This window comes from Lacticaseibacillus parahuelsenbergensis (assembly GCF_030770265.1).
GTDB lineage: Bacteria > Bacillota > Bacilli > Lactobacillales > Lactobacillaceae > Lacticaseibacillus > Lacticaseibacillus casei.
Window position 1 is genome coordinate 34,559 of record NZ_CP132482.1, and the last position, 16,196, is coordinate 50,754.

Consider the following 16,196-nt stretch of genomic DNA (forward strand, 5'->3'; position numbering starts at 1 on the left):
CTCATTAATATCAAATTATTCTAATTTATTTAACATAAAACGCAGATCGTAACAAGCATGCCCTTTAAATGCGTATTTATGATCAAGGAATGACCGTTATGAGTCAAAGAAGCAACTGGTTCTACATATTCTCCAAATTTGCCGCTAAATATCGACTCAAATTTGTCGTGATCTTATTGGGGCTTTGTTTGGTTGAGAGCGTGTATGTTGCGGGGATATCGTTGTTGCCTTCACTCGCAGTTGTTCTTATCCAAGCGAAAGACCTGAAGCTAGCTATGGTAATTTTGACCATCTTGCTCGCCGGGGTCGGTGTGTATGCTATCAGAATCTTTGATTTATTTTTGCAACAACGCCTGACTTTGCTGACATTTGATTTTCGGTTTGATTATGTGCCGGTTTTCTCTGAGCATATTTTTGGCTGGCCGCAAAGTTTGATTGACTCGGTAGATGGAAAAGCGGTTATTGATCAAGCTTACGAAGCGATTTACAACGGGCAAAATGTTGGGATTGGGGCGATCATCGCGCAGACGGTCACGCTGATTCGAACGGGTTGCCAAATTATCGTGCTGCTTGGCATGATGGGAATTTTGAGTATTTGGCCAGCTGCCATTGTCTTGGGGTTGAATCTTTTACAATATGCCTTTCAGCGCATCGGCAATCAATGGTATTTCAACCATAAAGGTGAACAAAATCGGATCACCAGTTATCAAAGTTATTTTGTGCGGACGCTGATGAAACGCTCAACGGGGAAAGATATTCGCCTATTTGCGATGTTTGATCTTTTTCATCAGCATTTTATAGCATTGATTCAAAAGCTGGTGACCTGGCAACGCCATTACTCAAATCTTTCGCTGATCATTAATCTGGGACAGCGACTGGTTAACGTTATCGGCTTGGCGTTGTCGCTGTTAATCTTGATCGCGCTGCGAAACGTTTCGATTGCCAGTCTACTTTTTGCGATCAGCGCGATCCAAACGCTCAACCTGAACTTTGGTAATTTTAGGGATGCCTATGTGACGGTTGGGAAGAATTTGGTTTTTGTTGATAATTTTCGAAAATTTATGGCCTTCCCTTACCGCCAAGACAGCGGCGAAAAGGAGCGGAAGCTTAGTGGGTCAGGTCAAATTGAAGTCCAGCATCTTTCTTATCAGGTGAATGGTACCGCGCTTGTGCATGACATTAATTTTTTCGTCGAGCCAAGAGAGAAAGTTGCGATTGTCGGTGAGAATGGCGCGGGCAAGTCAACACTGGTCAAATTACTTTGCGGCTTATATACGCCAAGTTCAGGATCGGTGGCGATTGATGGCCAAGACATCGCGACCTGGGCGCCAGCAACCATGCGCCAGCGAGTGGCGGTCGAATTTCAGGATGACGTGATCCTCCATTTTACGATTGCAGAAAATGTGGCTTGTACGACACCGCAACAGATTAATACAGCGCGCGTTGAAGCAGTGCTTGATGAAGTTGGGTTGGGAGATTTTGTCGCCGGTCTGCCTAATGGGATTCAGACCTTCATCGGCAATGAGTTGAATGAAAATGGTATTCAACTTTCCGGTGGGCAAAAGGACAAAATGCTTTTTGCCAGGGTTCTTTATCGTCAGGCGGATATTAATATCCTCGATGAGCCAACTTCAGCGCTTGATCCGATTAGTGAAAAGCAGTTTTATGCATTGGTTGACGCGAAGCTGAGTCAGAAAACAACGATCATCGTGACCCATCGGCTGGGGGCTTTGGCGGCTGAGGATGTCAAGATTCTGGTTATGAAAGATGGCGCCGTGATCGCCTCTGGAACTCACCGCTCGCTTTTAGCAAACTGTGACTATTATCGCAAACTTTGGTCGGCACAGAGGTCATTGTATGTTGGGAGTGACGGTCATGAAGCATCGTAAAACAGAAATTCGGCACGCAGTCGGAACAGTCCGCTTTATTTATCGTTTCGGGAAAAGTTTATTCGGCTTAACGCTACTGATAAGTATCTTGAATGCGGTCGCGCCGCTGATTGTGATCTTGGGCAACACGCAGATATTAAATCAAATTTTATCCAATCAGCGACAGTCAATTATGCAGATCGTTTTATACTTTTATAGTGCGGTAGCAATGGCTTATGTCGGGGCGGCCATTTTACAGCGGTTTTTGGACATTGCTTCGGTTCGCGCAAATGAGCGGTTGAAGACGGCGATTTATGAGGCGTGGGAAAAGGTTGATTTTCAGCAGCTTGAGACGCAAGGATATTTTTCAAAGATGATGAAAAGTGAGGCGTCGTTTCGTTACTCTGGCGGCATTCCGGCCTTCTTTACTCAGTTTCAAAATCTCATTCAAAGCCTAGTGACGATAGCGGCTGGTTTGGGGCTGATCGGCTGGATTGTCATGATCGGAGCCACAAAAAGCAGCAGGTTGGCGCTTATCATTATTATGTCTTTGTTGCTGATCCTGCTGGGCGAGTACGGACTGGTCCTGATCTATCAAAAATTGACGCACACAAACATCAAGCTCTTTAAGTATTTAATGAACTTGGAACGTAAGATGAACTATTTTCTGATGAATATCGTCAATTCGTATGAGAATATCAAGGCCATTAAAATGTGGGGATTGCGCGAACCGATTCAAAATCGGTATCGAACCACGTGGAAAAGTGAAAAAAGTGCCAATCATAAGCTGATTATCAACGATAGCCTATCGCAAATTGTGACGGCCATCATGGCTTCTTTTGCAACACTCGTGTTGTTCATCCTGGTTGTCTTTAAAATAAAGGAAGGCTTGTTACCGATTGGCCAGTTGAATACTTTGTTTGGCAGTGTTGTGCAGATGACGAGTGCCGTTAGCGTGATGATTGCGACTTGGCAGCAATTTCTTCGTTTTCAGAATCAGATGCAGTATGCTAGCGATATTTTACCGTCAGAAAAGCATACCGCCTCGTCTGGCAGTGCCACACTCCCGCTACAGACGAAGAATGTGATTGAATTTGTTCATGTTTCGTTTGCTTATGCTGATGGTCCGGAGGTGTTGCACGATATTTCCCTAAAGCTTGATTTGCAGGGCGTGACAGCGCTAGTTGGTGTGAACGGAAGCGGCAAGAGTACCTTGGTCAAATTGTTGTTGGGCTTGTATCGACCGGCGAAGGGAAAAATTCTGTTCAATGGTCAGGATATTTCTAAGTTTACTCAAGCAGACTACTTGGCGTTGTTTAAAGTCGTGTTTCAGGATTACGCTATTTTTGATTTTTCGATTGCCCAGAACATTTCGACGAGTGTCGACCAAGATCAGGGGCGCTTGCGTGACGTCATGATGAACAACGGTATTGCCGAGTGGGTCGACCGCTTGCCGAATCGCGAGAAAACGGCGATTGGCACCTATAGTCAGGAAGATTTTCAACCCAGTGGCGGTCAGCGACAGCAAATTGCCGTTGCTAGAGCGCAGTACAAACATGGCATTTACCAGATTCTAGATGAACCTTCAGCCGCCATGGATCCGATCAAAGAATTAAGACTATTTTCAAAAATCAAGCAAGTGTCTCAAGATACCCCTTCACTTTTTATCACCCACAGAATCGGCGCGGTGACATTGGCCAACAAAATCATTCTGATGCGTGATGGGCGGATTGAAGGGATTGGCACGAAAAGTTCACTACTTCGCCAATCGGCCTATTTTCGGGAATTATGGCATAGTCAAGCTGATATGTATGCGTTTGATGCTCATTTGGGTGCAGCCGGTGAGTAAAGCAACTTTTTGAAAATCCGCACCCCAACCAGTGCTATCATAAAAATAATTGAAAGGAAGCGGGTCTATGAATCAGTTTGTGAACCATTCGAGTTGTACCGCGTTGCTGGTTGGCAAGAAGGCGTCGGTTGACGGGTCGACCATGATTGCCCGGAATGAGGATGCGGCTGGCGGGATTAATCCTAAGCGTTTTATTGTCGTGAAGCCGGATGAGCAGCCGCAACGGTATGTGTCGACGTTTAATGGGTTTCAGTTGGATTTGCCGCAGTCGCCATTGCAGTATACCTGTACGCCGGTGGCTGACACGAGCGATGGCACATGGGGCGAGGCTGGGATCAATCGCGATAATGTGGCGATGAGTGCGACCGAGACCGAATTTACGAATACCACGATGCTGGGCCTGGATCCGCTTGAGCCGGATGGCATTGGCGAAGAAGCCATGCTGACGGTGGTGCTGCCGTACATTCACAGCGCACGTGAAGGCGTGCAACGTTTGGGTGACTTGGTGACCAAGTATGGCACTTGCGAGAGTAACGGCATTGCCTTTTCCGATGCGAACGAGATTTGGTATTTTGAAACGGTTGGCGGCCATCATTGGGCGGCTGAACGCATTCCCGACGACAGTTACGTTCTCGCGCCGAACCAGACCGGGATTCAGGAAATTGATTTTAATGCGCCGGAACATTTTCAGTACAGCGCCGATCTGAAAGATTTTGCCGATCGTTATCATTTGAATAAGGCCAAGGAAGGCTTTAATTTCCGCGATATTTTCGGTGAAGATACCCAGGCGGATCACTACTACAACACGCCGCGCGTCTGGTATGCCCAGAAGATGTTGAATCCGGAAGTTGAGCAAGATCCCGAGAGCCGGTCCATGCCGTTTAGTCGGGTGCCTAGTCACCTGATTTCGGTTGAAGATGTGGCGCTGGTGTTGAGCAGTCACTATCAAGCTACCGAGTTTGATCCATACGGGCAGACAGGTACGCCGGAAACCCGCAAACGTTACCGGCCGATCGGGATGAATCGGAATCAGGAGATGCATATTTTGCAGATTCGGCCGGACATGCCAAAAGCGCACGCGGCGATTCATTGGCTGGCGGAAGGGGTCAACATTTTCAACACGCCGGTACCGTTCTTCGCCAACTGCACGACCACGCCGGACAACTTCCAGTACACGCCGACCGATAAAAGTTCGACGGCCAGCTTTTATTGGCTGAACAAGCTGATTGCGATGGTTGCCGATCCGTTATTCGCCGAACATAATTGGGACGCTGAAGTGGCCGTTTCGGAAAGCCGCAAGTTTGGTTTCGCAGCAGGGCGCGCGGCAGTGGCGAAAGGCGACGAGGGATTCTCTGATGTGAAACCGGAGGATCTGCCAGCTTGGCACGATGAACTGAATGCCGAAACCGCCGCAACAATCACGAACGATTTGCAATACTTACTGTATCGGTTGGTTTGCATTCGGGCAGAGAAAATGACGCCGACGTTTGAAAAAGGTGGCGAGCTATAAAAAACGGCTGACTTTTGCCGTGAATGCGCGTCAAACACAGTCACACATCTTAACACGTTCACCAAAAAACGCCCAATCGTACTGATGAGTTCTCATCAATGCGGTTGGGCGTTTATAATGGTCGAGAAGATGTTTCAGAAAAGACAACGGAGCAGAAAGAAGGTCAGCTCATTAAAAATACAAAAACAGAACGCTGGATCGGTTTGATTGTCGGACTTGTGCTGAATGCTGCCGGAAACGGACTTTGTATTGTCGGCGCAATGGGCAGCGGACTGTGGACGGCGGCAGCGATTAACCTCAATGATTGGCAAGGCTGGAATATTGGCGCCGTGCTGTTCACGTTTGGGGTGATTAACGCTTTAACCAACTTAGTGCTCATTCACCATTGGGATTGGCCGCGCTTGATAGGCGAAGTCATTTACACGCTGTTTTTCAGCTCCTTCGTCAATGTCTTTACTTCGGTATTTACGTGGCTGGGCCTTGGTAACTGGTCGGTGCTGGCCCGAATTTTTGTTTCCTGCTTCGGAGTTTTCTGCTTTTGCGTGGCGATTTCACTTTATCAGCGCGCCAACATTATCATGCATCCTAACGATGACACCACCAATATTTTGCGATTTCTGTATTTCAAAGGCAACGCAACCGCCTCACAGATTGCCGATTTCATTCCACCTATCATCGTGGCTATTGTGGCTTGGATCGCGACCGGTAAACTGCTGGGGATTAATGTTGCAACGTTGTTCTCGTTTTTGGGCAATGGCATCATCATTGCATGGGCCGACGAGCATGTTTGGCCGCGGTTGAAACATAACTTTAAGGTAACGCCTGATGGGCAGGCGTGAAAAAAATCTTTGTTTGTTAGGAAGGCGTCCGAAATGAAAAGAAAAGAATCAGTTTTAAGTCAACTGCCAGCGCTCATCGCGGATCCGACTACAACCGGGCCGGAGTTGGAAATTTTGAAACATGCCGAAGAGCGGAGACAAAAAGGCAACAATGAGGAAGGAATTGCCTACGAAATTAGAACCGGCTTGCAACCCTTAGCGATTGGCCAAAAATTGTCGCCCAAGGTTGTCGACTTTCTGACCCAGGTTGCGGCGCAATATCTTGGTATGGGTAATAGAGGTAACATCATTTTTTTTAAGCGGTTCTTCAAGATAGTTCCACTTCTAGCCGTTTGCATCAGTTGCTATTACTTTTCTCATAGGTAAACATCAACACCCGATCATGCTGGTAATAACTTTTCAGCGTGATCGGGTGTTGACGTTAAGGCCACGATTTTTGCGATCGGGCTCAGCATTTTCCATTAGATTTCGGTTGCAACCTTCTTAGTAAATAGTACACTAACATTAATATACTAATGACGGAGGGACCGGAATGAACGATGAGCTGACGATTCGAAGTGGCATCCATGATGTCATGCCAACAGTGTTTGGCTATATTACGGTGGGGATGGCTTATGGGATTGTGGCGAAAACCGGCCACTTATCGCTGCTGATGATCGGGCTCATGTCGTTGATTGTGTATGCCGGATCGGCGCAATTCGTATTGGTAAGCATGTTGGCTGCCGGCAGCCCAGTTGGCGCCATGGTGATTTCGACTGCCTTGATTAACGCGCGAATGAGTTTGATGTCCATGACCGTGGCACCTTACTTAAAAGATGAATCGATGACCCAGAATGTGCTAATTGGTACTTTGCTGACAGATGAAAGTTTTGCGCTGTCGATGAATAAACTCAATTACACCAACCACCATTTGAACGCACCATGGTTCCATACGGTCAATGTCGGGGCTTACTTAGTCTGGTTTGTTGCTAGTCTTTTAGGTGCCGTCATCGGCGGGATGATTCCCAATCCGGACAACTTCGGCTTGGACTTTGCCGTTGTCGCGATGTTCATCGGGCTGCTTTACCTACAGATGATTACGGATCGGTCAAAACCGTTCCTGCGGCATTTGAGTGTCGCCGGAGTGGTCGCCGTCGCCATGGTGCTGCTGGTGCGTTATTTACCCGGCACAACGGCGATTATTGTCGCAACGGTGATTGGCTGTTTATTTGGAATGGGGGTAGAACGTCATGCAAAATCCTGACACATTGATCGCAATCCTGAGCTGTGGACTAGCAACCTGGCTCTTACGCGTGGTGCCGATCGTTTTGGTCAAACGCATGACGATCCCCAAGTGGCTGCTGCACTTCCTGAGTTTTGTTCCGGTAGCCATCCTCTCAGCTATTTTTGTAGAAAATCTCCTCATCATCCACGTCGGTCACTGGCCTAGCGTCAACTGGCCCAATTTATTCGCGTCCCTGCCAGCAATTGGCGTTGCAATCATCACTAAAAGTTTATTCGCTGTCGTTGTCGCCGGGGTGGTTTCTATGGCTGTTTTGCGGTTGCTAGGGTGGGCTTAAGCAACAAAGGTCGGTACTGAGATGTCTTTTAAAGCTGTTGAACAAAGGCGAATGAATAGTTCGCTTTTTATTTTCGAAAGAATGATTCGTTAAAACTGTTGAGATACAGTGCCAAGGCGAAGCAATCGTAGGCCAGATGGGGCTCAGCTGTGAAATTGTTGTTGGTGGGGCGCTTTTTGCCCCGCCTACAACAAGGCCGAGCTTAGAGACTCTGCCGGTTTTGCAGAGGCTCTAAGTCGTGCCCACAGCGTTCCAGCCCCAGCTGGCCGGAGATTGCGGAGTTTGGCGCGGCACGGAACTTTTTAGGCGGGCCCCTTTTCTAAGTTTTAGTAAAAACAAATAATTAATTCTTATCTAAATTCACAAACACGTCATTAACTCATATATCAGAATTTTAAGACATAAACAAAATAGCCATTGACAAGTTTTACTAAAATAAGTACACTACAAGGTGAAAGCGATTTCAGAAAACGCACTCGTAAAACTTGAAATGGAGGCTTTTTGCATGGAGACATCGTTGTTGTACCCAGTGACAAATGATCAGCGCACTGATCAGAAACTGGATGGACTATGGCAATTTAAGTTTGATGAAACGAAACAAGGCGTGAAAGATGGCTGGGAGACCGGCTTTCACGATGGCGTTTCGATGCCGGTACCGGCTAGTTTCAATGACTTCTTTACCGATAAAGAGAGTCGCGAATATACCGGGGATTTCTGGTATAGCCGCAAGTTTTTCGTTCCGTCTGCGGCTAAAGGCAAGGCGCTGTTTCTACGGTTTGATGCCGTCACCCACCGCGCAACGATTTTTGTAAACGGCAAAGAAATCCGGTCGCATGAAGGCGGCTTCCTGCCATTTGCCGCTGACATCAGCAGCGCCGTTCACTACGGCGCCGAAAACACCGTGGTCGTCAAAGGCAACAACGAATTGTCCCGCGAAGCCTTACCAGCCGGCGACACGATCACGTTGCGGAATGGAAAGAAAATGGTTCGCCCATTCTTCGACTTTTATAATTACTCCGGCTTGAACCGGTCCGTTCATTTGCTGACGTTGCCCCAGGAGCGGGTGTTGGATTACACCACCACGTTTGAATTAAATGGCCAAGACGCCACCGTGAACTATACGGTGACAACCAACGGGGATGCTCCTGTAACGGTTAGTCTGGCCGATGCTGACGGCCAGGTTGTGGCAACTGCTCAAGGCAAGGAAGGCGCTTTGCAGGTTAAAAACGCCCATCTCTGGCAGGTACGCAACGCTTATCTCTACACCTTGACCATTCAGGTGGGCGATGATGCGCAGACGCCGGTTGATACTTATACTGATCGCATCGGGATTCGGACGATCAAGATTTCCGGTACCAATATTCTGGTCAACGACAAGCCCATCTACCTGAAAGGCTTCGGCCGTCACGAAGATTCGCCATTTGCCGGCCGTGCTTTTGACCTGAACGTTGAAAAGAAGGACTTTGCCTTGATGAAGTGGATCGGCGCGAACTCCTTCCGTACCTCGCACTATCCATATGACGAACAGGTCTATAAGATCGCTGACGAAGAGGGATTCCTGCTGACAGATGAAGTGCCCGCGGTTGGTTTCAAAATGGCCGCGGCAGCCTTTCTTGGCGGCTTGAACCAGTCCTTCTTCAAGGGTCCATGGCTCAAGAAACTGCATGAACGCCACATTGATCAGATCCGTGATTTGATCAAGCGCGATAAGAACCATCCATCCGTTCTGGCATGGAGTCTCTTCAACGAACCCGATACGATTGATGAAAATGCGGTTCCTTACTTCAAACAGATTTTCGACGAGTCCAAGGATCTTGACCCGCAAAGCCGGCCGCGGACCTTTACCTTGAGCGAAGACGACACGATCGAAACGTCCAAGGTACTCGACTTCCCAGACTTTTACATGCTCAATCGGTATCCTGGCTGGTATCATTTTGGCGGCTACCAGATTTCCGATGGGGAAGCCGGTCTGCGTGATGAAATGGACAAGTGGCAAAAGGCGGGCGTCACGAAGCCGGTTGTCTTCACCGAGTTCGGTGCCGACACCGAAGCTGGCTTGCACAAGCTGCCAAGCGTGATGTGGACTGAAGAGTATCAAGTCGAAGTGCTGAAAATGTTCAGCCGCGTCTTTGATGACTATGACTTTATCAAAGGCGAACAAGTGTGGAACCTTGCTGACTTCCAGACCGTTGAGGGTAACATGCGGGTCAATGGTAACAAGAAAGGGATCTTCACCCGCGACCGCCAGCCAAAAGAAGCTGCCTTCTTCTACCACGATCGCTGGAACAAGCTGCCGCTGGATTATAAAGCCAAGTAACTTGATTTCCGTGTCAAACTAAAGGTTCATTTAGCGATGCTACACCCATCCTGCGCTATCTGATGGGTGTTGTTTCGCATGACCAATGCCAAACAACTGTTTCTGCGAAAGAAGAGGTTGTTTGGTATTTTTTGTATTGAAAAGCTTATCATTCAGCTGACAAAAATTTTTTGGTGGTTAAAAACGCTTCATGTCAGGCAATACATCGCTTTGAGACAAGCAAATTTGAAATAAATTTATAAAAATTGTTGTCATCAATACTTCAACATGTATACTAATATATGAGTTCTTTTAGTAAGCGCATTCAGTAAGCGATTTAACGTATGACCATTCAAGGGGGCTTGCCTACTTTTCTGACAGTGATACGTAGACGACATCGTAACGCGAAAACCGGCGCTTGATCACGCTAGGTCACGTTCAAAATGGGAGGAAAACGAGCAAATGAAAGCAAAGATAATTGGCTGGCGGCCCAGAGGCTTCAGTAAAAAATGGCTTTGGGCCAGCATTGCAACAGCTGTCGCGGCAGCATCCATGGTTTTGTTTTTGATGATACCGTCGGCGACCCGCGCGGCAACACAGAATCCGGAAGATCCTGTTACCGTTAAGCTGGACGGGAACGACATTGCCAGCAACAACACCAATGGGCTCACGTTTAAAGGCTTCGGGGTTCTCAGCGGCAATGGCACCAGCGCCTTGCTGATGGATTACAAGTCAGAGCATCCAGATGTTTATGCCAAAATGATGAAAACCCTGTTTGGCGGCAGTCAGCCCCTTATGACCAACGTCAAACTGGAAATGGGGAACGATCGCAACAACTCTACCGGTTCGGAGCCTGCTACCCAACGAACTGAATCGGAAAGCGCCAATGTGACTCGCGATCAAGGTTTTCAGCTGGCCGCTGACGCTAAGAAACTCAATCCGAATCTCAAGGTAACGATTCTGCGATGGAACGCACCGGGTTGGGCCAAAACCAACGACCAGATTTACACCTGGTACAAAAATTCGATTTTGGCGGCTTACCGTAAATACGGCTACATGGTCGATTACGTCAACCCTGGATTAAACGAACACGCACCGGATCTGACCTGGGCGAAGGAATACGCCAATCGGGTCAAAACCGACACGACTGGCTTCAAGAACGATACCGAACGCAAACTTTATAACAACATCAAAGTCGTGATTTCAGATGAAGTCAGCGTCGGAAGCTTCGGTAAAAAGATGGTGTCGGATTCATCGCTGCGCAACGCTATCACAGCGGCCGGCTATCACTATTCAACTGAAGACGACAGTGCCAAAAGCTTTACAACCTTAGCAGACAAGTACAACAAAGAAGTCTGGAATAGTGAAGCTCAGGCAACTTTTGGCAATTCCGATTATCGGCCTAACTCAGGCACCGGCATCGGCGGTAATGGGAGTTCGCTAGAAATGGCCAACACCATTGTCAAAGGCTTTACCGATTCGCGGCGGACGAACTTCATTTATCAGCCGGCCATTGCAGCCTTTTATGAAGGCGGGCAATATTCCTCGAAGAGTGTGCTGCAGGCAACCGATCCGTGGTCAGGTTGGACGAACAACGATGTCGCGCTTGACGTACTGGCACAGTTCAGCAAGTTTGCCAAACTCGGCTGGGAAAATAGCGACAATACCTCCGGCGTTTGGCGGGCAGTTTCCCAAGCCAGTGCTTCGACGGCCACCGGATCTAATCCTGTCAACGGCCGCAATGGGTTAGCCAATTACTTAACCCTTGCTTCACCGGACAAGAAGAACTTTTCGACGGTCATTGTCAACGACAGCAAGTACACGAAGCATTACCAGATTTCAGCGACAAATATGGGCTATAAAGGCAACCCGTCGCTGGAAGAATGGGAAACCCGCGCGGCTGATTCGACCGCAACTGATGCATATAACAGCAATTACCTCAAGCACGTGGGCGATGTCAGCGCCGATAGCAAAGGGGTTTACACGGTCACCGTGAAGCCGTGGTCAATGATGACCGTCACCACGCTGGATAAAGCAAAAGATAATGATTTGAAGCAAGACGCTGCTACCCCATCGGATAAAGAGCGCACCGTACTTGATACCGATACAAACGGCAAAGGCCATGACACTTCAGATGACACCCTTTATGCCGACAACTACGAATATGCCGGGAAAAAGGTGGCAACTTTGAATACCGATGGAACCAGCAATACGACGCAAACTGAAGATTTCATCAGTTCGCGTGGTGGCAACTCCGGCTTTTACCCGCTCTACACGTTCAACCGCAACGGCACACTTGAAGGTTATCAATCGAGCCATGCCAAGTCCGGCAGCTATGTTCTCCGTCAGCAGCTGGATTCAACCGTTGTGGCGCCTGGTGGAGCATGGAACGGCGGTGATCCAATTGCGTGGATCGGCGACAATCGCTGGATGAACTACAAAGCCATCACCGATGTTTCGTTTGAAGATAAAGGTACTTATGGCAGCGCCAATTACGCTTCAATCGGTGTCCGCCAGCAAGCTGATTCCGGGCCGGCAGCTTATCTGAAGTTCTGGCAGGATGGCGGCTGGTCCCTGCACGTTGGCAGCCAAACCATTACCGGAAATGTTGCGACCGGCCAAGGCGGCACTAAGATTTCCGGTTTTGATACCGCCAATACCGCATGGCACAACATTGCGGTTCAAGCAGCCGGCGATACGATCACGGCTTCTATCGATGGTCATGAAGTCGCATCCGGCAAGGTTACGACGCAACTTTCCGGCCGTATCACATTAGGCAGTGGCTATTACCACACCGACTTTGATAATCTGAAAGTCGAAAAGGTTAAGGGCTACACGCCGTATTATTCACAACAACTCGACGACCTGGAAATGTATGACACGTCAGCTAAACCGCAAAAAGAATTGGTTTATAACAATCAATGGACCCACGAAAACGGTCAAGGCATGTACGTGCGTGATCGGACAATTTCTAAGAGCACCGGCGCTGGCGCAACGCTAACGTATACGTTCAATGGTACCGGCTTGGACATCTGCGGCAGCAACGATGGCTCGGCTAAGTTGGATGTGACCGTGGACGGCAAACAGGTGGCCACCAATGCGGCTACTAATAAAACCGGCAACCTTGAGCAGACGTACACGCTGCGCAATCTAAAGGATGGCCAACACACCGTAACGTTTACCGTCAAAAGCGGTACGTTAGCCGTGGACTATGTCGGCGTGGTGCCAGGCGAAAACAGTGTTGATTTTAGCGCCTTGCAGACCGCTTATGACAAGGATAAAGACACGACCAACGCCAGCAACAAGTACACGACTGCCAGCTGGAACGCTTTCCAGACAGCCTTATCCGCTGCCAAGAACGTTTTGACCAACAGCAGCGCAACCCAGTCAGATGTTGACACCGCTTTGAAGAATCTGAACACGGCATACGACGGGTTGGCACTCAGCCCAGACAAGTCCGCGTTACAAAAAGCGTATGACCAGGCAAAAGGTGTTACCAATCCGAATAACAAGTACACGGATGCCAGTTGGTCGGCACTCCAGGCAGCCTTGACCGCGGCCCAGAAGGCCTTGTCAAACACCGATGCAACATCGGCAGACATCGACACCGCGCTGAAAAACCTGAATACGGCTTATGCCGGCTTGACCCTAAGTCCGACAACCAAGTCAGACAAGTCGAAGTTACAAGCAGCCTATGACAAGGACAAAGCGGTTACCAACACCGACAACAAGTACACCGCTGCCAGCTGGAAGACCTTCCAGACAGCAGTAGCAGGCGCACAAACGGTTTTGGCCAACAACGATGCAACCCAGACAGACGTTGACGCCGCTTTGCAAAAACTGAACGACGCCTATAACGGTTTGACACCAACTAATGGTGAAAAAACCGATAAGTCGGCACTTCAGACAGCCTACGACAAACACAAAACCGTCACCAACACGGACAATAAGTACACTGACGATAGCTGGAAAACATTCCAGTCCGCATTGGAAAATGCCCAGAAAGTGTTAGCTGACAACAAAGCAGTCCAAACCGATGTCGATGCTGCTTTGCAGAAGCTAAATGATGCCTATGATGGCTTAACGGTCAATCCAGACACCAAGCCGGACAAATCGACCTTACAAGCAGCAGTCGATGCAGCGCAAGCCCTCAGCGATGCAGCCGTCACCGGCGACCATGAAGGCAACTATCCGGCTGATGCCGTGACAACCTTGAAGGACGCCATCACCGCAGCCAAAAAGGTTCTCACCGACGCGTCTGCTTCCAAAGACGACGTGACCAACGCGGTTTCAACCCTCAACCAAGCCGTCGCGACCTTCAAAAAGGCAGCCATCACCGTTAACCGCGACCCGTTGACGCAACTGGTCAAGACAACGCAAGCGCTCAAAGAAGCCGACTACACGAATGATAGTTGGACCACGTTCCAGCAAGCCTTCACCGCTGCCCAGAAACTGTTGACAGGCAAACCGAGTCAGCAAGAATTAAACGCTGCAGTGACCGCACTTCAAGCCGCGAAAAACAACCTTGTGGCGGCAGGTGGTCAACTCCCATCAACAGGCGGCAGCGACTCATCAAGCGCCAGCCAGGCACCTTCCTCATCATCAAGCAGCGCAACATCAAGTTCCACCACAACTGATCAAACCAATCTGGCAAGTGAATCTTCGTCTAGCTCGAACAAGAACAAATATCCAAACACAGGCGAATCACAACTGTCGCTGGCAGTAACGCTAGCAGCACTTGCCTTGCTTGCTGGCATTGGCGGTCTTGCTTGGTTCCTGCATGAAAAAGGTAAGGCGAAACAGGAGTAGAATGAAGCATTAAGAACGTAGCTGGAGTTGTAACAGCAATTTCATAGTATTTTAAAATGCCCCGCAGTCTGGATGCTTTCTGACTGTGGGGCATTTTTGGTATGTCACTTTCAAGGAGATTTGTAATTCGCAATTTCCATTTTGATCTTCTTGGCTTGATATGTTGCTATATACCTTGTATATTCACGTAAGGAAGTATATAGCAACACCGCAGTGCCGGACGGAAACTACTATGATTCACAGCCATCCTGTATAGTAAAAGATGAAAGCAGCATTTCCCTTAACAGCAGTCCTACCCTTAGGATAAGGAGCAGCGTATGAACAATGAAGATAATGATTTCATACTTCGGCAGATAAAAAGCTTTGCGCAAGGGTTGGGGTATATTCTTTCAAAGAAAGATAACTCGAATGAAACAGTGATTCTGTTTCAGGATGGCGAAACGAGTCTCAAAGGGTATAAAGAAGAGCTAGCCCATTGTATTGAAGAAAAAGGCTTTTCGGCAGCCATGCAAATGTTGGAGTCATGGCGTTCCACGCGCATTAGCAAAGCTCAATATGAAAAGCTGTTCTCCTGGCTGCAAGAAAAGCGTTTTGAGAAATGAATTGGAAAGCTGCTCGTATCTTTTGGATGTGGTGATCTGAACAAAAATCGTTACCTCCAAGCCATGCCAGTTATCACCTTTTTTAAAATAGAAAAAACATGCTTGTCCAAGAGCAATCGCTTTTTGGCAAGCATGTTTCATTTTCAGGACTTATTCACTTGTTGCACTTAAAGCGGATGACTCACAGACTACTTACCAGCCTTAATTTCATCCAACTTTGCCCGATACTTCTTGGCAGTTTCCGTAACGCCTGCGTAGTCGCCAGTTTTGGCGGCTGCGGTGAGGTTGCTGCCGGCACCGACTAAGGTAACGCCGGCGTCGAACCAAGTCTCGAGGTTGTCGAGTGAAACGCCGCCGGTTGGCATGATGGCCAGCTGCGGGAATGGGCCGTGGAGTGCTTTGACCATGGCTGGGCCGGCAACGCTGCCAGGGAAGACTTTGACCAAGTCGACACCGGCTTCGAGCGCGGTTTGAATCTCGGTTGGGGTGAAGCAGCCTGGGGTGTAAGGAATCGAGTAGAGGTTACAGATTTTGGCAACGTCAGCGTTAAAGCTTGGGCTGACGATGAACTTGGCTCCGGCGATGATGGCCAGACGGGCTGTGGCCGGATCAAGAACGGTTCCGGCACCGATCAGAACATCGTCACGGTCGGCGTACTTTTCGCTGAGTTCGTCCAGTGCCTTGTCTGCGTGTGGCACCGTGAAGGTCAATTCAATTCCGGTCACGCCGCCAGCAATCACGGCGTCAACGGTTTTAACAGCTTCATCGGCGTCGTTGCCGCGAACAACTGCGACACAGCCGGTGTTCACTAACCGATTCAGGTAGTCATATTTTTGCATGTTTGTTTACTCCTTAAACGTGTTT

11 protein-coding genes are annotated in these 16,196 nt (G+C 48.7%); 10 read left to right on the forward strand and 1 reads right to left on the reverse strand.

The genetic code is table 11. The annotated features are described in order from the left end of the window. The first annotated feature begins 275 nt into the window (after window positions 1-275). The 10 genes from LACPH_RS00180 to LACPH_RS00225 all read left to right on the forward strand — a co-directional run bounded on the left by LACPH_RS00180 (window position 276) and on the right by LACPH_RS00225 (window position 15,332). Window positions 276-1,889, forward strand: coding sequence for an ABC transporter ATP-binding protein (locus LACPH_RS00180; RefSeq protein ID WP_274784087.1), 1,614 nt, complete (start codon window positions 276-278; stop codon window positions 1,887-1,889). Continuing rightward, window positions 1,876-3,717 carry an ATP-binding cassette domain-containing protein gene (locus LACPH_RS00185; protein WP_306387083.1) on the forward strand — a complete coding sequence of 614 codons (1,842 nt, stop codon included), beginning with the start codon at window positions 1,876-1,878 and terminating at the stop codon, window positions 3,715-3,717. The genes LACPH_RS00180 and LACPH_RS00185 overlap by 14 nt, the downstream gene beginning before the upstream one ends. Window positions 3,718-3,784: 67 nt before the next feature. After that, window positions 3,785-5,227, forward strand: a complete 1,443-nt coding sequence (locus LACPH_RS00190; protein WP_274784089.1) for a C69 family dipeptidase — start codon at window positions 3,785-3,787, stop codon at window positions 5,225-5,227. Between the two features lie 206 nt (window positions 5,228-5,433). Continuing rightward, window positions 5,434-6,066, forward strand: coding sequence for a DUF6198 family protein (locus LACPH_RS00195; protein ID WP_087913207.1), 633 nt, complete (start codon window positions 5,434-5,436; stop codon window positions 6,064-6,066). A 33-nt stretch (window positions 6,067-6,099) separates the two neighbouring features. Beyond that, window positions 6,100-6,432 carry a bacteriocin immunity family protein gene (locus LACPH_RS00200; protein ID WP_274784090.1) on the forward strand — a complete coding sequence of 111 codons (333 nt, stop codon included), beginning with the start codon at window positions 6,100-6,102 and terminating at the stop codon, window positions 6,430-6,432. Between the two features lie 166 nt (window positions 6,433-6,598). Next, window positions 6,599-7,309 (forward strand): AzlC family ABC transporter permease, encoded by a 711-nt coding sequence (locus tag LACPH_RS00205; RefSeq protein WP_010490210.1) that lies wholly within the window; start codon window positions 6,599-6,601, stop codon window positions 7,307-7,309. Beyond that, the gene (locus LACPH_RS00210) at window positions 7,296-7,625 is read left to right on the forward strand and encodes an AzlD domain-containing protein (RefSeq protein WP_274784091.1); all 330 of its coding nucleotides are present in this window, start codon (window positions 7,296-7,298) and stop codon (window positions 7,623-7,625) included. The genes LACPH_RS00205 and LACPH_RS00210 overlap by 14 nt, the downstream gene beginning before the upstream one ends. A gap of 505 nt (window positions 7,626-8,130) precedes the next feature. Next, window positions 8,131-9,942: a beta-glucuronidase gene (gene uidA, locus LACPH_RS00215; protein WP_138426809.1), complete on the forward strand. Its 1,812-nt coding sequence runs from the start codon at window positions 8,131-8,133 to the stop codon at window positions 9,940-9,942. A gap of 441 nt (window positions 9,943-10,383) precedes the next feature. Then, entirely contained in the window at window positions 10,384-14,730 is a 4,347-nt protein-coding gene (locus LACPH_RS00220) for a glycoside hydrolase (RefSeq protein ID WP_274784092.1), read from the forward strand. Window positions 14,731-15,047: 317 nt separating this feature from the next. Continuing rightward, window positions 15,048-15,332: a hypothetical protein gene (locus LACPH_RS00225; protein ID WP_274784093.1), complete on the forward strand. Its 285-nt coding sequence runs from the start codon at window positions 15,048-15,050 to the stop codon at window positions 15,330-15,332. Between the two features lie 188 nt (window positions 15,333-15,520). Here the strand turns inward: LACPH_RS00225 and LACPH_RS00230 are convergent, their stop codons facing one another. Further along, entirely contained in the window at window positions 15,521-16,171 is a 651-nt protein-coding gene (locus LACPH_RS00230; protein WP_010490190.1) for a bifunctional 4-hydroxy-2-oxoglutarate aldolase/2-dehydro-3-deoxy-phosphogluconate aldolase, read from the reverse strand. Window positions 16,172-16,196: the final 25 nt, after the last annotated feature.